Source organism: Bradyrhizobium sp. WCU1, assembly GCF_053474805.1.
This window is the reverse complement of sequence record NZ_CM130280.1, coordinates 5,650,070-5,673,348: the sequence shown is the minus strand read 5'-3', so window position 1 is coordinate 5,673,348 and position 23,279 is coordinate 5,650,070. Positions and strand designations below refer to the sequence as shown.

General features: G+C 61.4%; 30 protein-coding genes. 7 read left to right on the top strand and 23 right to left on the bottom strand.

Annotated elements, in window-relative coordinates; translation table 11 throughout:
• Window position 1 precedes the first annotated feature (1 nt).
• From ACTUWL_RS26320 to ACTUWL_RS26210, 23 genes are all read right to left on the bottom strand, one after another.
• Window positions 2-1,096, bottom strand: coding sequence for a baseplate J/gp47 family protein (locus ACTUWL_RS26320; protein ID WP_050513930.1), 1,095 nt, complete (start codon window positions 1,094-1,096; stop codon window positions 2-4).
• Window positions 1,096-1,635 (bottom strand): phage GP46 family protein, encoded by a 540-nt coding sequence (locus ACTUWL_RS26315; RefSeq protein ID WP_050513931.1) that lies wholly within the window; start codon window positions 1,633-1,635, stop codon window positions 1,096-1,098. The genes ACTUWL_RS26320 and ACTUWL_RS26315 overlap by 1 nt, the downstream gene beginning before the upstream one ends.
• 7 nt (window positions 1,636-1,642) lie before the next feature.
• Window positions 1,643-2,143 carry a phage baseplate assembly protein gene (locus tag ACTUWL_RS26310; RefSeq protein ID WP_030529727.1) on the bottom strand — a complete coding sequence of 167 codons (501 nt, stop codon included), beginning with the start codon at window positions 2,141-2,143 and terminating at the stop codon, window positions 1,643-1,645.
• A gap of 1 nt (window position 2,144) precedes the next feature.
• Entirely contained in the window at window positions 2,145-3,227 is a 1,083-nt protein-coding gene (locus tag ACTUWL_RS26305; protein ID WP_030529726.1) for a phage baseplate assembly protein, read from the bottom strand.
• 36 nt (window positions 3,228-3,263) lie between these two features.
• Entirely contained in the window at window positions 3,264-4,622 is a 1,359-nt protein-coding gene (locus ACTUWL_RS26300; RefSeq protein WP_030529725.1) for a DNA circularization N-terminal domain-containing protein, read from the bottom strand.
• Window positions 4,623-6,920, bottom strand: coding sequence for a phage tail tape measure protein (locus ACTUWL_RS26295; protein ID WP_030529724.1), 2,298 nt, complete (start codon window positions 6,918-6,920; stop codon window positions 4,623-4,625).
• A 140-nt stretch (window positions 6,921-7,060) separates the two neighbouring features.
• The gene (locus tag ACTUWL_RS26290; protein WP_030529723.1) at window positions 7,061-7,357 is read right to left on the bottom strand and encodes a phage tail assembly protein; all 297 of its coding nucleotides are present in this window, start codon (window positions 7,355-7,357) and stop codon (window positions 7,061-7,063) included.
• A gap of 10 nt (window positions 7,358-7,367) precedes the next feature.
• Window positions 7,368-7,745: a phage tail tube protein gene (locus tag ACTUWL_RS26285; protein ID WP_030529722.1), complete on the bottom strand. Its 378-nt coding sequence runs from the start codon at window positions 7,743-7,745 to the stop codon at window positions 7,368-7,370.
• Between the two features lie 91 nt (window positions 7,746-7,836).
• Window positions 7,837-9,315: a phage tail sheath subtilisin-like domain-containing protein gene (locus tag ACTUWL_RS26280; protein WP_030529721.1), complete on the bottom strand. Its 1,479-nt coding sequence runs from the start codon at window positions 9,313-9,315 to the stop codon at window positions 7,837-7,839.
• 22 nt (window positions 9,316-9,337) lie between these two features.
• Window positions 9,338-9,454, bottom strand: a complete 117-nt coding sequence (locus tag ACTUWL_RS26275) for a DUF2635 domain-containing protein (protein ID WP_448212361.1) — start codon at window positions 9,452-9,454, stop codon at window positions 9,338-9,340.
• 68 nt (window positions 9,455-9,522) lie between these two features.
• Window positions 9,523-10,368, bottom strand: coding sequence for a hypothetical protein (locus ACTUWL_RS26270; RefSeq protein ID WP_030529719.1), 846 nt, complete (start codon window positions 10,366-10,368; stop codon window positions 9,523-9,525).
• Window positions 10,365-10,757, bottom strand: a complete 393-nt coding sequence (locus tag ACTUWL_RS26265) for a head-tail joining protein (RefSeq protein WP_030529718.1) — start codon at window positions 10,755-10,757, stop codon at window positions 10,365-10,367. The genes ACTUWL_RS26270 and ACTUWL_RS26265 overlap by 4 nt, the downstream gene beginning before the upstream one ends.
• The gene (locus ACTUWL_RS26260) at window positions 10,735-11,172 is read right to left on the bottom strand and encodes a hypothetical protein (protein WP_096766521.1); all 438 of its coding nucleotides are present in this window, start codon (window positions 11,170-11,172) and stop codon (window positions 10,735-10,737) included. The genes ACTUWL_RS26265 and ACTUWL_RS26260 overlap by 23 nt, the downstream gene beginning before the upstream one ends.
• Window positions 11,173-11,175: 3 nt before the next feature.
• Window positions 11,176-11,418, bottom strand: coding sequence for a hypothetical protein (locus ACTUWL_RS26255; protein WP_030529716.1), 243 nt, complete (start codon window positions 11,416-11,418; stop codon window positions 11,176-11,178).
• A 61-nt stretch (window positions 11,419-11,479) separates the two neighbouring features.
• A complete protein-coding gene (locus ACTUWL_RS26250) occupies window positions 11,480-11,764 on the bottom strand; it encodes a hypothetical protein (RefSeq protein ID WP_030529715.1) in 285 nt (94 codons plus the stop codon).
• A gap of 81 nt (window positions 11,765-11,845) precedes the next feature.
• Entirely contained in the window at window positions 11,846-12,931 is a 1,086-nt protein-coding gene (locus ACTUWL_RS26245) for a major capsid protein (RefSeq protein WP_448212357.1), read from the bottom strand.
• Between the two features lie 55 nt (window positions 12,932-12,986).
• Window positions 12,987-13,394, bottom strand: a complete 408-nt coding sequence (locus ACTUWL_RS26240) for a head decoration protein (protein ID WP_050513932.1) — start codon at window positions 13,392-13,394, stop codon at window positions 12,987-12,989.
• 28 nt (window positions 13,395-13,422) lie between these two features.
• Window positions 13,423-14,766 (bottom strand): S49 family peptidase, encoded by a 1,344-nt coding sequence (locus ACTUWL_RS26235; protein ID WP_050513933.1) that lies wholly within the window; start codon window positions 14,764-14,766, stop codon window positions 13,423-13,425.
• The gene (locus ACTUWL_RS26230) at window positions 14,766-16,379 is read right to left on the bottom strand and encodes a phage portal protein (protein WP_157852806.1); all 1,614 of its coding nucleotides are present in this window, start codon (window positions 16,377-16,379) and stop codon (window positions 14,766-14,768) included. The genes ACTUWL_RS26235 and ACTUWL_RS26230 overlap by 1 nt, the downstream gene beginning before the upstream one ends.
• Entirely contained in the window at window positions 16,373-16,684 is a 312-nt protein-coding gene (locus ACTUWL_RS26225) for a hypothetical protein (RefSeq protein ID WP_096766529.1), read from the bottom strand. Before ACTUWL_RS26225 ends, ACTUWL_RS26230 begins: the two co-directional genes overlap by 7 nt.
• An 18-nt stretch (window positions 16,685-16,702) precedes the next feature.
• Window positions 16,703-18,562 (bottom strand): phage terminase large subunit family protein, encoded by a 1,860-nt coding sequence (locus ACTUWL_RS26220; protein WP_211992265.1) that lies wholly within the window; start codon window positions 18,560-18,562, stop codon window positions 16,703-16,705.
• Window positions 18,552-19,193, bottom strand: a complete 642-nt coding sequence (locus ACTUWL_RS26215; protein WP_030529709.1) for a hypothetical protein — start codon at window positions 19,191-19,193, stop codon at window positions 18,552-18,554. The genes ACTUWL_RS26220 and ACTUWL_RS26215 overlap by 11 nt, the downstream gene beginning before the upstream one ends.
• On the bottom strand, window positions 19,186-19,569 hold the full coding sequence (locus tag ACTUWL_RS26210) for a hypothetical protein (protein WP_096772437.1): 384 nt from the start codon (window positions 19,567-19,569) through the stop codon (window positions 19,186-19,188). The genes ACTUWL_RS26215 and ACTUWL_RS26210 overlap by 8 nt, the downstream gene beginning before the upstream one ends.
• 509 nt (window positions 19,570-20,078) lie before the next feature.
• Here ACTUWL_RS26210 and ACTUWL_RS26205 point away from each other — a divergent pair.
• From ACTUWL_RS26205 to ACTUWL_RS26175, 7 genes are all read left to right on the top strand, one after another.
• Window positions 20,079-20,336, top strand: a complete 258-nt coding sequence (locus ACTUWL_RS26205; RefSeq protein ID WP_124777247.1) for a hypothetical protein — start codon at window positions 20,079-20,081, stop codon at window positions 20,334-20,336.
• Between the two features lie 353 nt (window positions 20,337-20,689).
• Window positions 20,690-21,100, top strand: a complete 411-nt coding sequence (locus ACTUWL_RS26200; RefSeq protein ID WP_096772439.1) for a hypothetical protein — start codon at window positions 20,690-20,692, stop codon at window positions 21,098-21,100.
• A gap of 4 nt (window positions 21,101-21,104) precedes the next feature.
• On the top strand, window positions 21,105-21,542 hold the full coding sequence (locus ACTUWL_RS26195) for a hypothetical protein (protein WP_050513934.1): 438 nt from the start codon (window positions 21,105-21,107) through the stop codon (window positions 21,540-21,542).
• A 355-nt stretch (window positions 21,543-21,897) separates the two neighbouring features.
• On the top strand, window positions 21,898-22,290 hold the full coding sequence (locus ACTUWL_RS26190; protein WP_096766528.1) for a hypothetical protein: 393 nt from the start codon (window positions 21,898-21,900) through the stop codon (window positions 22,288-22,290).
• A 4-nt stretch (window positions 22,291-22,294) separates the two neighbouring features.
• Window positions 22,295-22,537, top strand: a complete 243-nt coding sequence (locus ACTUWL_RS26185; RefSeq protein ID WP_030529706.1) for a hypothetical protein — start codon at window positions 22,295-22,297, stop codon at window positions 22,535-22,537.
• Window positions 22,538-22,540: 3 nt separating this feature from the next.
• Window positions 22,541-22,813, top strand: a complete 273-nt coding sequence (locus tag ACTUWL_RS26180) for a hypothetical protein (RefSeq protein ID WP_112921566.1) — start codon at window positions 22,541-22,543, stop codon at window positions 22,811-22,813.
• A 78-nt stretch (window positions 22,814-22,891) separates the two neighbouring features.
• Complete coding sequence (locus ACTUWL_RS26175; RefSeq protein WP_112921567.1) at window positions 22,892-23,074, top strand: hypothetical protein; 183 nt, start codon at window positions 22,892-22,894, stop codon at window positions 23,072-23,074.
• The last annotated feature ends 205 nt before the right edge of the window (window positions 23,075-23,279 follow it).

Here is a 23,279-nt window from a genome sequence, read left to right as displayed (position 1 = left end):
CCTAGCTGCTAGTGTTGCTGCTCTTGGTGAAGGTCACGCTCCGCAGGCACGGCATGATGCCGGGGCCGAACGTGATGTCAGTCGACGGGGCGAACACCGTGTTGCTACGCTCGCCGGTCGCATTGCTGACCGCCTGTTCGATCCACGACCGCGAGAGCGTGAAGAGATCGCCAGGGATGCTCGGCACCGTCTCGCGCCGGAACATCGTTTGTAGTTCGGCGGCCACCGCTTCGCGAACGGCCTGCGTGTCGGGCTTCAGGTCTTGGATGACGATGTCGATGCAGTCCGCGACCGGCGCTTGAACGATAGGGATCGCCGTGGTCGGCTTCAGCCCGTCGATATGCGCCTGCACGGCCGCAACGTCCGCCGCCTGCGGAATGCCAGCAACGTACGTGTCGTCCATCAAGAACCAAATGCCGACCGTGCCACGGCCGAAGGCATTGGCCTTCACGAACGCCCGCGTAACGCCTGGCAGTTCCTTCGCCCACGCGATGTAATCGAAGTCGGCCCCACCATGCGGAGGGTATCGCTTGCGCGCCAGGATGCGCTCGCGGAGCTGATCGTCCGTCTCCTGATCCGCGCCCTGGCCGAGACCGACATCGTCAACGTTGACGGCCGTGAGATGCGCGATGTTCGTCGAGAGCGGTGCGCCGTAAGTTGTGTTGCCTGACTTACCTGCCACGTTGCACACGACTGGAATGGTCGCGCTCAGCGAATATTTTCCGATGTCTTTCGCGAGCGTCGACGTGAACTGAACGCCATCGCTGCGCGTGAAGACTGTCCCCTGTGCGACTGTCAGCGGCCAGGTGTCAGCCACCACGACCACATTGCCCTGCGAGTACGATGCGGGCTTGCGTGAGATGCCATAATCGGCACCATGACGTTCCAGCTCGTCGCCCGTGGCGGTCATGGCGAACCGTTGCCGGTCCATCCATTTGAGGCGGCCGAACACTTCCCACACCGCGCCGCCGATTACCTTGGCGCTGACGTAGATGTTGTTCGGCCAGATGAAGGCGTCAGTGCCGGGCGTCTCCGCCCTGAACGCGTTGCGAGCGCGCACCACCATCGCCTTGATGTCGGGCATGTAGAATGCCATTACGGAAACTCCTGCCGCCAGATGCGGTCGAACTTCTGGTCGTAGATGAGCTGGCCGCTTTGGCTGTAGGCTTTCACGTCCAAGACGAGATGGCCGGGCACGACATCGACAGTCGCGCTACAGACGAACTTCGCAACAGCCCCTTGGTCGATCAGCGGTTGCAACGCTTCGTAAGCGTAGTCCTCTGCCTTCCTGGCCGTTTCGGTGTTGAGCGGCGAGCGGTACAGCAACCAGAGGCGCGAACCGAGCTTCGTTTCGTTCTCGTCGAGATCAATGTTGTCGCCCCACCAGCCCTTCGGATCGGTGCCCGAGGGGAGCTGGTCGTAGACTTCGGCTCGACGCCAGGTGAAAAGGGAAATCAGGATCGCCGTGTTGAGCGCATGATCGGCAGCCAGCCCGTAGGCATTGAGCGGGGCGTTCGGCCCTGCCAGCTTCCAGTCCGCGTACCACGTACTGAGATCGTCTGAGTTCCAATAGGTGTCCCACAGAAGGAACGGCTGATCGCCGTAGCCCTCTGTTTCTCTCATGCGGATGTCCATGTGTGGCCTATCCGATCTTGGCGTACACGTTGATCGACGGGCCGCTCTCGGTCATGACCTTTGCGTACGAGCCATCCGAGCCGTCGCCGCCGAGGAAGACCTTCTGGCCGTCACCAGGCTTGACCGTGATCTTGTTGTCCTGGGAGCGAATCTCCACCGTGCCGGTCTTCGCATTGACGGACAGACCGTCCTTGCCCTTCGACCAGACTACGTTGCCCTTGTCGTCGTAGAGGACCGCGTTGCCTGTCGGCAGTTTGCGCGGCCGGTACTTCGGGTGCTCGCCGCCCAACGCAACAAGAAGATCGCGCCGACCACCAAGGCCAAGAGCGAGCATGTGAGATTCTTCAGGCGAGTTCGAGCTGAAGCCATGTGGATACACCCGCATGATCTTGGTGTGCTGTTCGTCGGCCAGGCCATCCGCGTCGATGAGCTGAATGTCGCCCTCGTCGTCGACCTTCCGGATCAGATACCGATGACCGGAGTTGCGGTGAGTGTAGTAGTCTTCCATGTCAGAGGTCCGTAGGTTGCGCGAAGTCTTTCCACGGGGATTGCGCGCCGGAGCCTGCGCCGCCTCCGCCCATGCCGGTGCCCTCGCCGTCGAACGCCTGCGGCAGAACGAGCGAGAGGGTCGCGAACGATCCGCTCTCATCTTGCGTGAGCGAGACGCTCTTGATGAGCATCTGTTGGCTGAGCTTCAGGACGCGTGACTGAACGTAGACAAGGCCGTTTGCCTTCCAGAGTTGACCGCCGAGATCGAACCACGACTGCGACTTGATCTGCGCCGTGACGCTCTCGCCTTGCTGGCGGTTCTTGTGATGGCGGGCGCGATCCTTCGCGGTCTGCTCGTCGATGTCAGACTCTTGGTGAATGTGCTTGGGGAGATGGCGCTTGACAGACGGGTCCTTCTCCGTGGCAACGATCTGAAGCGACTTCTTGTCGGTCCCGTAGACGCGCTGCCCCTTGACCTTGTATTCGCTGTGCTGGTCGCCATCGTCGAATGCGGCGCTGCCAGCCAGGATGTTGATGCCCTCCATCAGCGGAGAGTTCGATCCGGCCGAGCCGCCCTTCGTCATCTTGATCGAGCCGTCCGGCATGCCTTGAAGAAGCATCGGCTGGCGGCGCGTCATGCGCTCTACGGCCTCGAAGACCGTTTCGTTCGGGTGCAAGCGCGCATACTCGAAGGGCTTCTGTTGGATATCGGAAGTGAACCCCACTCCCTGCTTATCCAGCTCTTGCGCGATCTGAAGCGGCGTCTTGTTGCGCCACTCGCCTTTATCGTGCTCGGCCGCGCTCTTGACGCTGTCGCGGCCCTTGGACGTGCCCGAAATCTCGACGGTGTGGTTGTTCGCGTCGAAGCTCGGCACCATCCGGTTGATGTAGCCAGTCACTAGGAGCTGACCGTTGGCGAGCACGGTTACGGGCGTGCCCGGCATGAAATTCCACTGCTCGTCCATCGCGTCCGTGGCGTCGGTCACCGTGAAGGCGAAGGCGCGCACGGCCTGGTTGGCGGAGTAGGACACGGCTGCCCGCGTGAACGCGGAGTAGCGCGCCCCGCCCGCAATGAGCGTGACTGTCGTTTTTTCGTCGGACATGTACGGGCTGATCCTCTGGCGAGGACGCCCGCACGGTTACCGCGCGAGCGCCTCGAATGTGCCAGGCATGAAGGCTGGTGACGCGACCTCGTTACGGTCGGCCAGCTCTTCGGCTCGGTAGACATCTTCGTAGAGACGCGCCGCCCAATAGAGCGACGGCCGGGACTGCGGGGCCGTGATCGTGATGACCGGCACGATGGTCGCCATCTTCTGCGTAATCGACCGCACGGCGTAGTCGCGAGCGGTGAGCATGATGTTGACGATCTCGTCTTCCGCGAACTGCTCGATCTGCGCGTTGAACAGCTCGACGACGGTGGCGCGTGCCTGGATGGCTTCCTTCCGCGTCAAGAACGTCTTGGCGCAGATCGCCTGCGCGAGCTTCATCAAGGCGAACGACCGGACCACACCACAGAACACGGTGCTATTGACGGCGTCGGCCGTGTCAGACGCGCTGATCGGCGCGGCGGTCGGCGTATCTAACGCGTCGACCTGCGCCTGCAAGTCTGCCAGGCTGACCTCGTTGACGCTCCACGTCGCGAAGCTCGTCAAGGTCGGAATGACCACGTCGCTCGTCAGTGCGTTCCCGATGCCGTTGATCGTGTAGGCGATCATTGGAACGATGGCAGCCGCGCCGGTCTGGATCGTGACGCCGCTGTCGCCGATCTTCGTAACGCCCGTATCGTTCGCTATGGCCGCGATGGTCTGCGCAGGTATCGTCTGTTGAGCGAGCACAGCACCACTATCAGTGCCGGGCTGCGCATAGGTCGCGGCGTTCTGGAAGATGCTGACACCCGCCTGGACCACGTCGGTAGCCAGCGTCGGGTTGTTCGTCGGCATGCCCTCGATAGCCGAGACCACGTCGGAGCTGTACTGCGAGATGCGATCCGTCATGTTCTCGGACACGAAGTTCAGCGTGTTGCGCGGAACGTACGTGTTGTCGAAGAACGTCGTGAACGTCGGGATCGCAGCGCTGAAGATGCTGCCGATCAGGCTCTCGAACTCGGCTGCTATAGCGCCAGGCGCGGAGAAGCTCGCGACGACGAACTGGAACTTCAGAGCGTAGTAGCCGCACTCGTCTTTCGTGCGCGAGACCGACAGGTTTTGGCACGCAACCATCGTGGCTCCCTCGGTCGGGAGCTGTAGGATCGCCGGGCCGCGCGCAGTGCAGGCGGCAACGATTGCGTCCTTCTTCGACACCCAATCGTCGCCGAACAGGTAGCCGTTGACGGTGAACTTGCGCGCCTTCTCCCCGAGGTCTTCGAAGTACGGGTTGTCGCGGTTCGGGTACTCATGGACCGGGCCGCGCCGCCCGTATTCGCCCTGGTCGGACGCCACGAAGAAACCTACGCCCCGAAACGAGGCGGGGCGCAGGTCGTCAATGCAGAGACAGGTCATTTACTTCGTCCCGGTAAGAGCGTTTGCCGCTGCGGGTTTGGTGCCGTTGTCGCCGGGGCCTTGCATGCTGGTACCGAGCGATCCGTTGAGCGACATCGTCGCTACGCTCTCGGCTCGCTTGATGAGGCCCTCGAAGTATTGCGACGGCCTTACTTCGATCTGCATCATGTTGTGCAGCTCGGCCGCGCCGGTCACGGTGCCCTGGACGTTGACATCCTTGAAGCCATCAGACTTCGGCACGGCGTGGATCGAATCCGTCCACCCGGCCCCATCACCGCGACCTCGGCCGCCGTACTGGTTCGGCTGGTTGCCGCCGCTGCGCAGGAAGTCCTCTGTGCCGTCCTTGCGACGCCAGAGCGCCAGGTCGTCGAGGTATTCGTTGCCGCCGTACGCGCTGGCCCCGAATCCATCGGTGATCGAGATCGGGCCTCGGTCGCCGAGGCGACTTCCGATCCGACCCATATTCACGATGTTCGGCGACGGGTTCTTGGTCTGCGCGTCGACGTTCTTCTGGTTGTTCTCGGTCAACCATTGGAGATAGCTGTAGGCCGCCTCGCCGACGATGGGCGCGTAGGTCAGGAACTTGAACGCCTTCGACGCCTTGTCGCCCGGTGCGCCCGGTGCTCCCGGTGCGCCGGGCAAGCCCTGCACGCCGTTCTTGGCCGCTATGGCGTTGAGCGTCGATTGCGCCAACTGGAACGCCCTCACGACGCCAGCGGTCGCGCCGACGAGCGTGATGAAGCCCGCTTCCAGCGTGAGGCGCTGCTTCTTGCCCTCTTCAAGGCTATCGAGGAACTGAAGTATCTTCGAGCCGCCGTTTGCTGCGGCTGCCAGCCATCCTTCGTTCGCCTTGACGAAACTGTTGGAGGTCTGCTCGAACGATGCTTTCAGCTTGTCGACGGCGAAGGCCAGGCCTTCCATACGCTGTTTGGCGACTTCTTCGGCGCGGCCGACTTCGACGCCGTGCTCGACGGCCTTCTTGTTCTCTTCGTACGTGTTGATGTCGCCCGTCAGCACCATGCCGCGAGCGCCCTGCTTCACGCCAAGATATTGCAGAAGACCGAGCAAGCCACTCTTCTTGATGAGCGCATCGACCAACGCGTCGCCGTTGACGCCCTCGCGCTTGTACTGCCAGTAGTCACCGGCAGCCTTCGCCAGACGTTCGCGGTCGCGAGGCTTCGTGATGTCCATCTCTTTTTCGAGCTTGTTCGTGATGAACTCGACGAACTTGCCCTTGTTGCCCGCGATGTCGCTGTCCTCGTTGGTCAGCTCATCGTTGATCGCCTTCTGCGTCGCACCCTTGATGGTCTTGCCGAACCGTTCGCGCACCAGGCCGCTCAGGCCCTCGGCGTCGAGATGGCCGTGCGTGCTGAACGAGTCGATGTCGATACCGTTCGCGATAGCCGACTGGCGGCCTTCTCGCGTCGGCGACAGAACACGCGACGCCAACTGCCGAACCATCGTACCGGACTCTTGGCCCGGCATGTTCGCGCGTTTCAACGCCATACCGATGGCGGCGACCGTGGTGTCCGAGATGCCTGCCGCGCTCGCGCCCGAGTAGGCATACTTGCCGAACTGCGTGATGTCCTCGGCAGTCATCGCGCCGGACTTAGACATGACGGCGGCGATGTCGGCATACCGCTTGGCGATGGCTTTGGCCTTCGACGGATCGCCCTCTAATTCGTGCGAGTGACCCTTCGCGAAGATCGAGCCTTCGAGGATCACCGCCGCGTCTTTGACCGACGTGCCGAGCGCCTTCGACAGGATGAGCGCTTGGTCGGTCATGATCTGCGAGGTACGCGCCGAGATTTGCCGCTGCGCGAACGCCATCTGCGCGTGAGCTACGTCAATCGGGCTTTCGCCGTAATCGAACGCGCCGCGCCGCTGTTGCGCGAGCAGGCCAGCCATCTCAGACTGGCTATACCCGTAGCCGCTGATCTTCCCGTTCTCGTCGCGCTGGACGCCGACCGCTCGCATGTAGCGATTCTCGCGTTCGAGCGGGATGTAATTCTTGACGGCGTCCGCCGCCTTGTGCAGCGCGTAGCTCGACGCGACCCCCGCAACGATGCCGCCGACCTCACGCCACGCCGCCTTGATGGAGTGGAGATGCGAAAGGTGCTGCCTCGCCTGGGAGTTCGCGTCGACTAGTCCGCGATTGTACTGGTTCAGGCCGGAAGCGTCGAGCTTCATCAGCTCTATTTGCTTCGCGGCCTGCTTCGCCTGGTTGGATAACTGCTTCAGAGGCCCCGACATATTGTCGATCAGGCCGACCACGGCGGCGGTCTGGAAAGTCTGCATGTCGGCTTACCTCGTTTCAGCCATCAACTTCTCGTTCCGCTTCGTTATGTCGTACCAATAGCGGAGTTCTGCGGGGGTCATGGTCATGATGTTCGTCGGAGTATCGACGCGCATCACGACCAGATAGTTGGCACGACCGGCTATTCCCCCAGGCCGTTCCAGACCTCGCCGACGACGTTGCAGGCGCTCTGGAAATCGGTGCCGGACAGATCACCGAGGATGAGATCGTCGACGCCGGAAAGCAGCGACAGATACGCCATCATTTTGTCGTAGCGAATTTCCAGCTCGACGGTGCCGTCGTCTTTGCGCTGAATGACCTTGTATGGAGACTCGCGCATCGTTGCGATGTCGCGAGCGGTGAGATCACGAAGCTTCAACTCCATGACTTCGCCGTCGTGGGTCTTCAGCGGCTTGCTGAGCTTGATGTTGCGGGCCATCGGTCAGTCCTCAGAACTTGGTCTGTGTCACGTTGCCGGACGTGATGGTCAGGCCGGAGATCGCGCCGGTCTCGGTGTCGATCTTCGGTCGCCCCACAACGACGGCTTTGGTGAACATGTAGCGGCGTCGAACCTGGGTCAGTTCGATGGTGACATCGAGCGGGCACGACATGACCGCGTCGAGGTCCATGTCGCAGCTATCCGACAGCACGATCTCCGCGCTCGCGGGCACGGGCTTCGTGGTCGTATAGATGGTGCCATCCTGATTGGATGCGACCGTGCGCTCGAAGTTGGTCGGCTCGACAGTGACCGACGACCGCGCCGACCATTGCGCGCCGTTGGCGGTGATGCGGACGAGACCGCCCGCCGCGTAGCAGCAATCAACCATAGTGTGGTTCCTTTGACGCAAAGCGAAACGCCGCCCCGAAGGACGGCGTTTTCGCGGATTGCGATGAGTGTGAGCTTACAGACCTGACCGCTTAGGCAGTCGGGAACTGCGGGTACGACGTGGCGTTCACCGCCAGGACGCGCAACTGGTTGACGTGATCCAGCGGCAGGAACGTGTCCACGCGATCCGGATTGTCGGCGTTGCGCTCGACGATGAGCAACTGCGCGAACAGGTCCGAGTTCTCGAACACACCGTCGTCTTCGAGCAGCTTGTACGCATGGATGAACGCGTTCTTCAGGTCGTCCGCCGTGGCGAAGCCCTGAAGGTTGTTCGGGTTCTTGTCGACCAGCGCCGCACGCGGATACGTCTGCGTCATGTAGGCCATGATGTAGCGCAGGCCGTACGTGAGCTGAGCGATGGTGTTGACGTTGAGCCACGACTGGTCGGGCGAACCCCAGGCGTTGCGCTGGTAGGTGGTGATGAGCCGGTCGATCTGGACCGCACCGTCCTGCACGCGATAACCCGACGCGCCGCTGAAGTAGAAGCTCTGGCGCTGCAACGTGCTCCACTGATCGCCGATGGACTTCGGCGGGAGGATGCCGATGAGTTCGACGGTCTGAAGCGGACGCGACAGCTCGGGCGGAGCCTGGAAGTGCTGCGCGGTCTGCGCACCCACAGCGGCGGCCCACAGATAGGTCGGCTGCGGCGCATTGTAGACCGGCATGATCGACGTGTGCCAGGAGTTGCGCGCCGACGTGAACGTCTGCACGGTGCCAGCGGTGCCGGACATCGACGTGATCTGGTGACCGTACATCTGCGACATCGGACCCCAACGCGCATCCAGCCAGGCCTCCATCTGCGTCAGCGTCGCGCCGATGCAGTAGGGCATCACGATCCAATCCCACTGCTCGTCGCCCATGTTGGCGATAGCGTTGGTGATATCGGGATCGCCGTTGCCGCCCGTGAGCTGGACAATCGTGGTCAGAACGTCAGCGGCGTTGCCGTCGCCAGCATTCAGATTGGTCTCGATGCGAATGCCGTTGCCGAGACTGCCCTTGTTCAGAGCGGTGATGTTCACCTTCGACGCGGTGGTGCCGTCGACCGCAGCGGACACGACGATACCGGGGCACGCGTTGATCGCCGCAGCGATTGCGGTGGCACAGTTCGCCGAGGTCATCAGCGCGTTGACCGGCACGGAGATGCGGTAACCGCCGATGTAGAGCACGATGCTGACCGAAGAAGTCGGGGCGGTCGAGACCGTCACGCTACCAGTCGCGGCGGTCGCGCCGCCCGTGGCGTCTGCCAGCGGGATCGCCCAAATCTCCTGAAGCGGAGCATTCGCGCGGGCGATCTTATACATCGCCGCCAGCATCGAGCCGGTACCGAAGAACGCGTCTTCGTTCTGGGTGACGAGCAGCGGTTCGTCGGCGACGGCGGAGCCCGCAGCGGTCTTCTGACCGATCAGCACAAGGCGCTGGATCGAAGAGTACGGAGCCTGCCCCGCGTTCACTTCGAAGCGAACGAAGGGGACCCGGATGTTGCCGGGGATTTGGTTGAACTGGATAGGCATCTAGCCCCTCAATTAGTTCGGTTTAAACGGCGGGGACCGGCGTCGCGGCCGGAGCATCCGGCACGACTTCGAGATCGCCCTGCTTGATTGCACGCGCATAGAACGCGTTGCGCTCGACCAGCACGCCCTCAGCGGGCACGGGCTGGAAATCCCTTTCGGGCATCAAGATCAAACGCCCCTGAACGGGGCGCACAGTCACAGCTTGCGTCATGGAAGCTCCAATGTGTTGTCGACCTCGATGCGCCCATCGGGGCCATGCTTCTTGCCCTGCGCAGCCAGAAGATTCGGGTCTGCTTCGGGGCCAATGGCGTCGACCTTGATCCCGATCTGGCGGAGCAGCGGGAGGTAGACAGTCGGGTTCTTGTTGCCACCGAGCACGTTGAGCACGTTCTGCATGCTCGGCGAGCTGCACATGGCTTGCAGCATCGGCACGATCCACGGTGCCGGGAATTTCGAGAGATCGTCACAGAACGGGATCAGCTCGGGGATTTTCTCGTTCGGCATCAGCCCGTAGGCTGTTGGCGGGCAGTCGTCCGGTATCTCGCACTTGAAGTGGATACGGCGCGACGCGAACTTGTTGTTGGCCTCATCGCGCGTTGCGTGCGATTGGATGCTCTCGATGCGAACCACGAAGGCTCGCAGAGCATCCGAGTAGGATCGCCCCGGCAGTTGCCACAGCGCCCACTTCACCTGCGCCTCGAAGAGGTCCAACTGCGCTTCGAGTTCGGCATCGGTCATCGGCGTGTCGAAGACAACGTTCTGGACGTTGTCGATGATCTCCGTGTCGAAGCTACCGATCACGATCTCGACGCGCAGATCGACCCATCGCCGGTAGGGTCCGGAGCCGCTGCCTCGATTGATGAGATCGCCCGTGTCGTCGTCCGTGTAGACGATGATGCCGGGCATCGGCTTGCTGTAGTCCTTGAAGACGAACGGGTCGATCCGGCTGTCGAACACACGGTCTTCTGCCATCGTCGGCGCGACGGCGTCGCTCGGTTGCTTCTGCAAGGCGACGCACGCCAGGGCGCGCAGCATCAAGCGCGACAGGCTCATAGCTTTGCTCTCCCTAGTTGGACGACGTGAATCTCGACGCCGCTCAGCCCATCCGGCTTTACGTCGGTGACCTCGAACAGCTCACCATTGAGAGCGCGGAGCACTCGATCACCTTGGACGAGGCCCGGCACGTCGCAGACAAGCGCCGTAAGACACGGCGAGCGCGTGGAGACCTTCACTTCCTCCATGCCGAGGCTGACCTCTCGCGGGGTCTGCTCAAAGACCGCCATGAAGTCGTAACCCTGGCGCGAGAGGTCGATCACGCGCGGGAAGTTCACGCCGCCCGATTTGTACGGTTGCAGCGTGAACTTCTCTCCGTGCTCTTCGATGATGCCCCTGGTGCTTTCCGCTTCGTCGTCGAAGAAACTAACCGCTGGCCACGACGACATGGATGCGCCGTACGATGGTGCGTGCAGGGATGGCGACATCGGCCGCGCTCGCAGCCACGACGGCCGCAACGGTCGCGGTCACGTCGAGCCAGTAAGCGTCGCCGACCTTGGCATTGTCGGCGGCCTTCAAAACGACGACCGTCTTACCGGCCGGGCTGAAGGATTGGCCTGTGATGCTCGGCGTCGACGGGCTGTTCGACGCCGCTGCAAAGTTCGCCGCGTTGAGCTGCGCGTTGCCGTTGGCCTGAAGCCACTGCGAGAAGTCGACCTTGTAGTCGATGGTGTCGCGGAGCCGGAGCTGGAAACAGGCGAGCGCCGGAATGTCGGCACCCTGCTCCGCATTTACGTCCGGCTCGCAGGCCGGAACGACCACAGACCGGCAATCCGGCTGTACCTGTGTAGAATAGACGAGCATGGCTTACTTCCCGAACTTGATGGACCCGAGGCCAACCAGCGTTGCCGCGAGCCCCATGACGGCGAGCACAACAGCCGTTCCGACTTTGTTGACCGAGCTTTCCCACATGGAATGAACCCGACGCAGGAAGTCGAAATCGCTCTGCGTCTTCACGCGTTGCTCGGCAGTTGTCGCCAGAATACCGACTGCGCTCAGTTCTTCGCGAATGACATCGCGAAGGGTCGTCTTGAGATCGTCAACCGTCATTGATGCAATCGTGTTAGACATGGTGTCCTACCGAGCTAGACGGGGACCGAAGCCCCGCGCGTTAAGCGAGGGGGTCGGCCTGTGCCTGGGTCTCGGTCTGCTTGATCGGATCGACCACGTCATCGAGAGCGACATCCGGCACGCGTGCCAGTTTGCGCGCGATCAGATCGGCGGCAAATTCCTTGTCGACCTCGATCACCGTGCCAGCCAAGTGACGTTGGTGGTCGACAAGCGGAGCTTCGATCTCACGCTTGTTGTACTTGAGCTTGGTCATCTGCGGCTTGCCCTTAGCGTCAAGCACAGGGGTCGTGAAGGTCACGCTCTTGGTGGTGACAACCTTAACCATCGGAGTTCTCCTAGCGGGGGATAAAAGGAACGCCTCGCCCTCAAACGAGAGCGAGGCGTAAGGCGAGTGAGCTGCCTGACCTTACTTGACGGTCAGCACGAACATCGCGTTGGGACGCCGAGGCGCGAGCAGCGGACCCGACTGCGTGACCAGTTCGAGACCGGACGGGTTGAACAGCACCTTCGACTTGCTGAAGGACCGACGCGCCTGAATCTCGGCGTCGAGATCGAGGATCGCGCCGTAATACTGCGTGCCTTCCAGCGCGCCGGTCGCGATGCCGATCACGGTGTTCGCCGGGATGTAGGGCTGCGAAGCGCCGTTGTCGTCGAGGTAGTACGAGTCGTACACCCACATGTCGATCCGGCCCTGAAGCGTGCCGACGTAAACCGGCTCGTTCAGGTTCGTGCGCGGGCCACCGTCGATGGAGGTAGCGCCGTTCAGGTCGCGCCGGAAGCGGATGTCGATCAGGTCGGTGATCTCCTGATTGCGCTTCAGAAGATTCCACGCGGAGCCGCTCATGACCAGATCGGTCACGATTGCGCCCTTGCTGATCTGGCGAACGTTCAGCGACGCGTTCTCGATGTCTTCGAGCGGGGCCGAGGTCGACTGGTCCCAGGTTGCCCCACCCGTGAGGGTGACGTGCAGCGACGGATCGCGGCCGAAATCGACGGTGACGGTCGGATACGACTCGCCCGAGATGGTGATCGCGCCGTTGACGAGAGTCTGCGCGGCCATCCACTCCAAGCGGTTGTCGATCATGTCCTCATGCAGCGCGAGGTACTCCGCGACGATCTTGTCGAAACGCTGCTTCGGCGTCATCACGCCGCCGTAAGCGCCCTCGCCCGGCAGGCGGGTGAACGCTTCGCCGGGACGAACCAGCGCAGTCGGCTTGATGTAGGCCGGGGTGAGCGTGCGGGTCCGGTAGCCCTCGCGGACCATCGGCTTGCCCGCAACGGTGGGCGCGACGAACGGAGCCATGCGGCGACCGCGATCAACGATGTCGAACTCGATCTGCTTGGTGTCGAAGAACTTCGAACGGCCGAAGAACGTGCGGAGCAGCCACGGATTGGGGCGCTCCAACTGCTCGACCATTGCGTCGAGTTCCCACGTTTCGTAGCGCGAGAGTTGGATAGTCATGTGGTAGTCCCTTTGGGAGCTGGAAAGCAAAACGGCCGCCCCGAGGGACGGCCGCGTCTGCTTAGGATGACGAACGAAAAGGCGATTAGCCGGAGAAGCCCGGCGTCCGGAACGCGAAGCCGCGACCGTTCAGCGCGGCTTGCGCGACGGCGAGAGTGGTGCCCACACCGAGAACGAGCGCGTTCGGGTTCAGGACAGCTCCGCTCACCATCACGTCGAACGTGACATCGCCCGCCGTGGCGTCGACATCGGTGTTCAGGACGGCGATGGGGTTCTGCGATCCGTCGCCAGCCGCAGCGGCCGCAAGCTTGAGCTTGCTGTTCGCCGCCACCTGGCCGAGCACGGAGCCCTTGGCGTAGACCTGACCAGCGGTCAGGGTGAAGTTCTGAAACTTCGGACGCGAGCCCGGCATTTCAAGGTTGACGTGCGTCGCGACGCTGTCAGCGTCGCCCGTCCGCACGGGATACGGAAGATTCCAGTTGTCGACAGCCATGCTGTCCTCCTATCGGTGAAGGGGTTGGTTACTTGGCCTTGAAGCCGCGCGAGGCGTTGAACGCCTTCATCGAGCCGCTGATCTCGGCCAAGCGCGCGGCCTTCGGATCGGCGTTCGCTTCGCTGTCACCGTCGTCCGACACGTTCGGCGCATGACGCTGCATCAGCCGGTCAGCGTCGACCTGCGTGGCCGTCTTCGTCTCGGCAGCCGGAGCCGCCTTCGGCGCTTCGATCTTCGCGGCGAACTTCGAGGCGGTCGCCGGGGCGACGCCGTCGTTCAGCGCTTCGACGAACACCGCGACCTTCGGGCTGTCGCCAGCGACCTCGGCGAATGCCGCGAGCAGCGCCTTGCGTTCGTTGGCGGCGTCGGCGAGCTGCTTCTGAAGGGACTCGATAGCGGAAGCGCTCTCGGCCTTGCCGGTCGCAACACCTGCCGCCTGCGCGCGATCAAGCGCGGCCTGATCGTAGATCAGTTCTTTGGACATGGAATCTCCATGAGGGGTGTAGCCCACTGAGGGGCGGTTAAGGTGATCGGTGAAAGCAGCTAGAACACTGCCCAAGCCACCAACACCGTCGACAAGTCCAAGCTCGTAGGCTTCCTCGGGTCCGTAGACCCTCGCCTGCGTCGCTCGAACCGCTTTCTCGTCTAGGTCGCGATTGCTCGCCACGGCGCTGACGAACTCGCCGTAAAGTCTGTCCACGCTCGTTTGGATCGAAGCGCGTACCTCGTCGGACAACGCCGCGAACGGGTTGCCGTCAATCTTGTGGTCGCCTGCATAGATGAACGAGACGACGACGCCTTTCTTCTCCACCTGCTTCGACACGTCGACGTGTTGCACGTAGACGCCTACTGAGCCGATCCGCGATGCGGTCGGCGCAGCGAAGAGGCGATCCGTAGCGGAGGCAAGCCAGTATGCCGCGCTGCCCGCCGTGGTGTTCGCGATGCCCCACACTGGCTTGCCAGCTTGCTTCGAGGCTTTCGGCAGCCAGCTCACCAGCTCGGATAGACCGGCCGCTTCACCGCCGCCGCTGTCGATGTCGAGCAGGATGCCGCGAACCTTGTCGTCCTCGAAGAGCGTTTCGAGCTGGTTGTGCAAGCGCGTGTACGACATCATGTCGCCGCCGCTGCTCGATGCCTCCATGTCGCCGCGATGGATGAGCCCACCCACCACGGGGAACGTCACGATGCCGGAGCGTCGGTTCATCACCGCCCGGCTCTTGGGCCGCACGTAACTCTGCACGACCTCGTCGGCAGCGAACGGCACCACGCCGACGCGATCCGACAGCACGCTCGTCACGACGCTGGCGTACTCAGGGGTGAGCAGTAGCGGCGTGTTGAACAGGCGCGTCGCGATATGCGCGAGATGCGTCACTATGCTTCTCCTGTTCCTCCGCCTTCTTGACCTGCGTTTTCGCCCTTTGCGGCGTTCGCTTTGATCTTGTTGGCGTTCAGTTCGGGGTTGATGTCTTCGGGCTTCAGCCCGAGCTTGTTCAGAAGTGCCTTCTCTGCGGCGCGCTGCACCAGCACCTTGCGGTAGTCACGGCCATCGGCCGCGCAGATGCTCTTGAGATCGAGCGCGCCCATGTCGTAGAGCACCTGATCCGCCTGGTTTTCCTTCAGCGGGTCAAGGCGCGGCTTCGACCACGTCTCGAACGTGCAACGGCAGATCGCGTCACGCACTTCGTAGAACGACTTCTTGCCGAGCATCGGGATCGTGCCGCGAAGCGCGATCTGCTCTTCCAGCCAGGCCCCGAAGAACGGCACCGGGACGGCGTCGATGAACGCCGAGCGCCGCACTTCGTAGGACCGCCACACGTCGAACAACGCCGCGCGAGCGCCGCTGTAGTTCGTCGATGAGAAGTCCTTCGTCAGCGTTGCGTAGTCGACACCGAGCGCCGAAGCGAGCGTGTAGAGGTTGACGGAGTTGAAGTCCTTCAGCGCCGAGACCGACTGATTACCCTGCACCATGTGCAGTTTCTCATTCGGTAGCAGGTGAGCGACTTTGCTCTTGCCGAACTTGAACTCCTGGCCTTTGTAGAAGTCGGCCTTGTCCGCCATCATGCGGAGCGTGAAGTCGAGGACGGGGTTTTCCTCGATAGCCTTCCGGTGCTCGGCACCGATGACCTTCATCGCGTCTTCGTACTTCAGATCGCTTTCAATCACCGCCGCATAGGTCGCGCGGATCGCCGCGCTTTCCAGTTCGGTGATGTTGTAGTCCTGAAGCAGCCGCATCGGCAGCAACGCGGTCGTGAACGAGGTCATGCCTCGCGTCATGTCCGGCGCGTCGTGCTCGAAGAAGTGGATGACGTTCAGCCGTCCCCACGGCGTGTAGCGAGGCACCTTGCGCCAGGCGAACTGTGAGCCCGCAGGCCCCCAGATCGCCACGTCGCTTATCGTGCATTCGCGGATGTTGTAGGCTGTCGGCGCACCGTGCTTGTCGCGGTCGACGCCCATCCGGCGCTTGCCGGTGTAGTCGATAGCGCCTCGCGGGTCAGACAGCCGTTGCGGGTCGAGCAGATGCAGACAGGTGCGGTCGCCGTTGAACGCCTCTTTCCACTCTATGGTGGCAAGCACTTCGCCGTCGATGTAGTAGCCAGCGTAGGCCGTCCGCATCAGGCCGGAGAAGGTCTGCATGCGCTGCGCGTCGAGATGGAACAGCGATGAGTTGGCCGCTACATCCCACATGTTCTCGACCATGTCGGCGTATTCGAGGGCCTCTTCCTCGCTCACGCCGAGCAGCTCGGCGTTCGGCATGTACTGAAGCTTGAAATTCAGACCGACGACGCTGTCGACGGTCGCCCGCTTTGCGCTCGCGCCATACGGGTTAGTACGCGACGCATCGCGCGCTGCGGCAGCCGTTCGGTCTTTGCTGCGCCAGGCGACCACGTCGGCCGAAGTGAGGCTCGGCGAGTAGCTGAAGCCGAAGCCGGGGCGCAGATGTTCGTGGTCTAGGCGACCACCGTCTTCTAGCACCAGTTCTACCATCGGATATGTCCCCTCGCCGGTCGTCCGCGCTGAACTCGAAGGTTCGGGTTGAGGTCCGGCAGCCCGGCTGCTTGCGCGCCAGGGCATTGTGCGTAGAGTGTCTGATAGAGCATGAGCAGCGCAGGCGCGTCGGGCCTTGCGTACTCAGTCCATCGGTCGTTGAAGCGCACGACGACGCGGCTCTTTCCGGCCACGACAGCGACGTACGCCTGATAGATCGCGGAGACCTGCGCCACGCAGTCGGGTAGGTCCGCGTTGAAGCTCTGCGCCTGCCCCGGAGGGCAGGCACCCGGTGTGTTAGCCATGTCTGCCCTCCGAGGGAGCTATTTGAACAGCTTGCCGATGTCGGCAGCGTTGAGCTGCTTCGGCTGTTGTTCTTTGGGGGTGTTGAGCCGCTTGATCCAATGATCCATGTCGATGTTCACCGAACACCGAACCGCGTAGTTGTAGACCATGAGATCGAGCATCTCGTTTCGACGATGCCGAGGCTTCGTCCACGTTCGAACGGGGAAACCATCTTTGTAGTCCGTCTCCGCGCGCTCAGCGGTCATCTGGTCGATCTTGTCGTCCGAGATGCCCTCATGGATATGCACGTAGCCAGGCCCCACCTTCGCGTTTGCGTATCGCGTGTAGATGGTCGCCTTCGCGTCGTAGGTGCCGACGAGAAACAGCTTCGTCTTGTCCTTGAAGCGCTGCTCCGACTTAATCCAGACTGGCTTCTTGTCGCCGGGCACGCCCTTGTGCGCGTACCAGCGTCGTCCGACCAACAGCCATTTGTTGCTGAAGTCGTAGACCTTCTGCGTGTGCGCGCCCGAGCCCGAGTCGATAGTGGCGGAGAAGATGCCGAGCGTCTCCCCTGCCGCGCCTTCGTGCTTGAAGCCGCTTTCGAGGAACTTCGCGAGTTCGTCCCACGCTTCGTCCGTGTTCGGGCCGAGCTGGATGACGTGATGCTTCAGAAGCCAGCACTCATCGCCCTTGCCCCAGGCCACGACCAGCACTTCGAGGCGGTCGTCCTGCACGTCGACGGCCGCTGTGAGCAGCGCCGCGCGCTTCGGCACGATCTCAGGATCATACTTCTCACGCCTCGACTTCAAGTTCTCAGGGTCCGCGAAGCTCGAAATGTCGCCGCGATACGGAAGACCGAGACGCGTGTTGTAGAAGGTCTGTTCTTTCTCGGGGTTGCCCTCCGAGTCTGACCAGGCCTTCGCGATCTCTCGCATCGAGACCCACGGCGAATACAGCTCGTTGATCCAGAAACCGATCTTCTCGCGCGCAGGCGTCACGCCAGCGTCTACCTTGAAGCATTTGAACGGGGTCGCCAGTCGGATCGGCGTGCCATCCTTCTGCGTGCCGATCACGGTGCCGACTTGATGCCATTCGCCCTCGCGAACGAGACGGCGCTTTGTCATCTCGGTCCACAGCGCACCGCAGTCGTCGCAGTGATAGAGCGCGTCTTCCTCCTGCCCCTTCTTGTAGACGATGTTGTCCCACTTCAGCACTTGCTTGGCGGAGCAATCGGGGCAGGTAACGAGGAAGTAGTGTTGCCGCGTCTCTTTGAAGAGCTGGACGATGACGCTGGTGTCTTCGTGAACCGGCGTCGACACCCACAGGCCTTTGCGGTTGTGGTATGTCGTGCGTCGCTTCTTGGCGAGTTCGACCGGCGAACCTTCCTTCGACGAGCTGAGGGGCCATCGGTCGATCTCGTCGCCCGTAACGACACGGATGGGCCGCATCGCGAGCTTGTTCGGCGTGTTCGCGCCGACGAAATTGATCTGGCCGCCCTTATATTCGGTGCTGCCAGTCATCGCCGCTCTCCACTTCGGCGAATCTCTCACCGTGGTATCGAACGACTCTTCTTGGTACTTGTCGGCCAGGTCTTGCGTAGGCCACGCCGAGAGCTGCGCGCACGGCTCCGCCTCGCAGTAGTAGCCTTGCGCCGCGACAAGGATGGTCGTCTTGCCGACCTGGGACGACGTGATGAAGACGATGTCCTCATTGTCGGGATCGGTGATCGCGTCCATCATGCCGCGTTGGAAGACCGCGTCGCCGATGCGATATGGGCCGGGGCTCGCGGATCGTTCAGGCGGCAGCACTAGGTTCGCTTCCGCCCACTCAGACAGCTTCAGCCGAGGCTTCGGCTTCAATCCTTCGGCCAGCCCTGCGAATAATGGGTCAGCCAGCATCATCTTCTCCGTAGTCGCGCATTGACGTGTAGAGCGTGTGCTGCGCCTGATCGACGCGCGTTTGCACCTTCAGCCGGACCTCGGCTTTCTTGTCGGGGTCCGCAAAGATCGAAGCGATCTCGGCAGGCAAGTTCTGAAGGATCGCCGCGATCCGCGCTCCGGCCTCAATGAACGACGATTGCACCTTCGCTCTTTCGACCAGCTCGCCCCGTTCTCTCTTGGCCCGCGTCTCGATACGCTCGATCTCGGCCTTGATCTTCTGCTCGCGCAGCTCCGTGATGCGGCTTGCCGCCACGAAGTGACTGTTTGGCGACGGCGCGATCTGCTCATTGGGCTCGATACCGAGTGCCTCGCGATCCTCGGGGGAGAGAACCACGTCGGCATTCATCGGCGTCACCTTCGGCGGCGCGATCTTGCCGGTGCCGTTGCCGTATGTTTGTGCGACGACGCGTACGCCGTGCTCGCTCATCTGGAAACCGCGCAACTGCTTGGCCTCTTGCACGTCGTAGAGGTTCGCGCTGTCGGGGTTTAGCTTCCCTTTGCGCTTGAGCTGCGAGATTCGTTGTTCACTCACACCAAACAGTATCGCGAGCTGCTTTGCGGGGAGCTTTCGCGGGTACTGTTCAGCCATGAAGCCACCGCCTCATCCAGACGAGCAGCTTCGGATTGTCGCGGAACAGCGAGACCAGGCCCGCCTCGAAGCCGAGAACGATCTGCTCTTCACGATCCTCTTTATCCCGCTTCAGTCTGCCGAGCCCGTGGTTGTCGAATATGACGTGCAGGCATTCATGCAGCACTATTCCGACGCCGTGACCGGGGCTCGTTAGGTTTCTCGGCCAGATGTTGATCTGGCTGTACTCGAAATCGGCTTGACCGTACTTGTCGTCCGCTCCATCTCGGATGCAGATCGTCCAATCGTAGGCACCGATCTTGATGGTCTTCGGTAGTTCGTTGACGCAAGCGTCAACACCGCCCCGGCGACGAGGCGAATGCGACGTGTTTGCCATGTTCGGGGGCTCCAAAGGGGGTGTTAGGTGACGTTTCTCACGCGTGAGGCGCATAGCTCGCGGGGGCGACCCGTGCGATCAAGAGTGAGCAAATTCGCTAAAACGTTGCCGACTTTCGGGGGCGGCGACTGCCCCCGGTGGGAGGGGGTGTGGCGACAGGGACCCACACCCCAGGGGGTGGGTCGGCGCGGCCGAGATCACGGTTTGTTACAAACGCGAGCAAGTCTCTGATATCGCGGTGTTTCTTGCTCATCACGCTCTATTACAGCGCGATAGCGCGGAGCGTGGCACGCGGCTTGCTTTGCATGCGCGCATTGCATGCCTCGTAAGGCGCGACGCTGGCGCGCGTGGCATGTCGGAGCGCGCTAAGCGAGCGCGCAACACGCAAGAAAGCCAACGAATACAGGCATTAGGGGCGAACTAGACGCTTGCTGTATGCGTTAGGTGTGCTACCTTACACACCTGCCACCGCACACGCGGGGGCGACACGCTCGAAAGGACAAACGCCAATGACCGAATTGAATTTTCGCCCAATGCCAACGCCACCGCGTCGCAAGGCCTATGACATTCGCTTTCGTTGCACGCTCAATGGGTGCGATTGGATCGCCCGCCTTTGGCTACGCGACCCTAGCGAAGCTTTCGACGCAATGTATCGTCGCCTCGCCTTTTCTTCGGTGCGCGGAAATGATCGCCCGCGCTACAGCCGAGACTTCTACCGCGTCGTTTCGTGCAATGTTTCCGCCGACCAATCCCGTCCGGTAGCGTGAACACCATGAACGCAATCAATTTCAGCACAAAACGAGTCGGCGGCTTGCGGTTTATCCGCATTGGCCGGTTTTGCTTTTCGTTCTGCATCGCGAGGGCACGCTAATGGTCCGCGCATACCTTGCAGCACTGCGCGACGCGGTTTGCGTCGCAGTTTCAATCGGTATCGTTATCGCCTTTGCCGCTATCGGTTGTGAAATGAACCGACGCGACTCCTACACTTCGCACAACGTGAAAGGCTTTCGCACGCCTAGCGTGTCGTATGTGTCACCTGACAAATAGGACGAAACCGCGCCTAGCGCGGTCTGGCCGTCACGCGGCCACTGATGAGTCCAAGTCGAAAGGAAACAACGCCATGACTACGCTTTTCCGCACTGAATCGCATGATCCAAAGACCAACGCGCAACGCAACCTTTGCGGTCGCACACATTACGTGGATGACGATAATTTGCGATTCCACAAGTCGCGCGTCATCTCCGCGCGAGTCGTCGACAACGGTTTGCTTTTCGCAATCGTCACAAGCGATGCACTCGACTTTGAGAATCGCAAGCGAGGCTTTCGCTACGTCATATTTGACGTGTTCGGAACTGTGGTTTCGCGTTGCGATCTAGAACACGCGCGCCGCACATCAGAGCAAGCCACTAAAGATATGTGGGATTGCTTGAACACGCTTGATGCTAAGGCGATCACTCGCGCGGCAATCGAGCGCGCAGAACGTAACCACGCAAACGAAATGGCCGACCTTCGCGCCAAGTTGGAAGGTTGAGCCAATGCCTGAATTTGTCTTGAACGATACCCCCGCGCCGCGTGCTTACGACAAGCTTTCAACGTTCGCGAAGGCATACGTAGAAGCCGTGTTTTTCACCAATGGCGACACGGGCGACGACAACGAGTCGCGGTTGAATGATTTGGGAGTCGAGAGACTCACGCGCGAAGCAATCCGCGACATTGCGAGCGATTGCGACTCGTTTCTCGGTTTCATCATGCCGGATGGCTGTTTCGTCCGGCAATGGCTCGACCGCTTGGCCGAGTCGCATGGCTACTCCGAAGAGCAGGCGGGCCATGACTTTTGGTTTTCGCGTCAAGGCCACGGCGTTGGCTATTGGGACCGTGGTTTAGGCGACGCGGGCGACGCGCTCCACAAGGCCGCTAAGACGTTCAGCGAAGCTTACTGCGAAGTCTATCGCGGTTGGATTTACCACCGCTAACCCTAGAAAGGAAAACACGCCAATGCCTGCACTCAATTGGAATCACAGCAATGTGCGCGAGGTCGCAGACCTCTTGACTCGTCTCAATCCTAGCTTCGCTTTCACTGTTGATAGAGGCGTGGAGGTAATCAAGCGTCACGTTGAAAGTAACATGACTGCTCCGGGCTATCTCTCAATCTACGGATACTGCGCAACGGTTTGGGCTGATGACGATTACAGCCTCCACGTCAAAGTGACGGTTGAACCGTACACCATAGCGAAATTCTTGGAATCGCAACGCTAGGACGAAACCGCGCCTAGCGCGGTCTGGCCGTTACGCGGCCACTGATGAGTCCAACGAAAGGTACTAACGCCAATGCTAACGCCAGAACAAGCCGCCGACATCCGCGCCAGGGATGAGGCTTTGCACGCGTGGATGAAAGCACGCAAAACGAATAGCTATCATCCCTCCGAACTGCCGCCCCATATCAACCCGCCGACCAATGACGAGCGCGGCCAGGTCGAGCTATTCGAGTTTATGCGGGACATACCGGAACGGTATTTCCTCTATATCAACGCAAAGACCAATACCGCCACAACGTGGAACGGGGAAAGGCTTGGCTCCGCGTCGTTTGGTCGAGAGTACCGCGACAACTTTGGCGGAAAGCGTGTCCCGGTAACCGTTCGCGCGATCAACGGCGCAACCTATCACGGCACATACTTTAAGAGCGCGGGCGACTATGCGCGCGTCAAGAAAGCGAAGGGTTGAGCCAATGGCAACCTTCGACACTGTCACGGGGACCGCGCCTAGCTATTGGGCGTCGTATTTCATCAATGGCGACGCTTCCGGAATGGAAGATTCCGAAATTGCACAAGCGGACAAGTTCGCCGCGTGGTTAGGCGGTTCAATCGTTAGCTGCGACGACGCGGGATTCATGCGCTGGCATGACGCGGCGCAGTTCGGCGTTCTCGCGAGCGATTGCCGAACCTATACCGCGCTAATCGAGAGGGATTGACCAATGCAAAAGTATCGCGCCGACAAATCGGAACATATGCCCGATGGATCAACCGCGTGGTTTGCGGTGTGGATGGGTGGCCCCACATTGGCGAAGGTCGAGAACTGCCGACTCGATAACATGGCGGGCGACATGCGCCGCACTGTTTACGTCACGGGGGAGCCCGACACGTATTTTTCCATTCCGGCTGTCTGTAGCGTCGCGGGTTGTCGCGTTAGAGGCTATCTCACGGGCGACGACAACGGGAATTACGTTTTCCGCCATTGCTACTACTAGGACGAAACCGCGCGCCAGGTAGCGCGGTCTGGCCGTTACGCGGCCACTGATGAGTCCAAGTCGAAAGGTACTAACGCCATGAATCCCACTGTTTACATTGATGGCCGATTGGCCGACCATATCGGCGCAATCGGTTTGCGCGAGATTGCCAATCGTGTTTCAACGCTCGCGCTACAGCCGGTTGACGTTATGACGCATGGCGAGTCGCGATATCACTCTGACAAGCGCATTACTGGCGCGGTAGAAGCGAAGAAGGCCTAACGAGATGACAAACCGCGATTTTGCTATGACGTGCTTTGCCCTCGCTTGCTTGCCATGCGCCGATAACGGCGCGGGCGATTCGTGCGACGAACCGCCATAGCTTTGCCCTAGCGTTGCGACGCTAGGGTTTAAGCCGAAAACGCCGCTAGGGAGTTGATCCTTAGCGGCGTTTTTTTTTCGTCCAATTCCGCGCCGCTCATTCGCT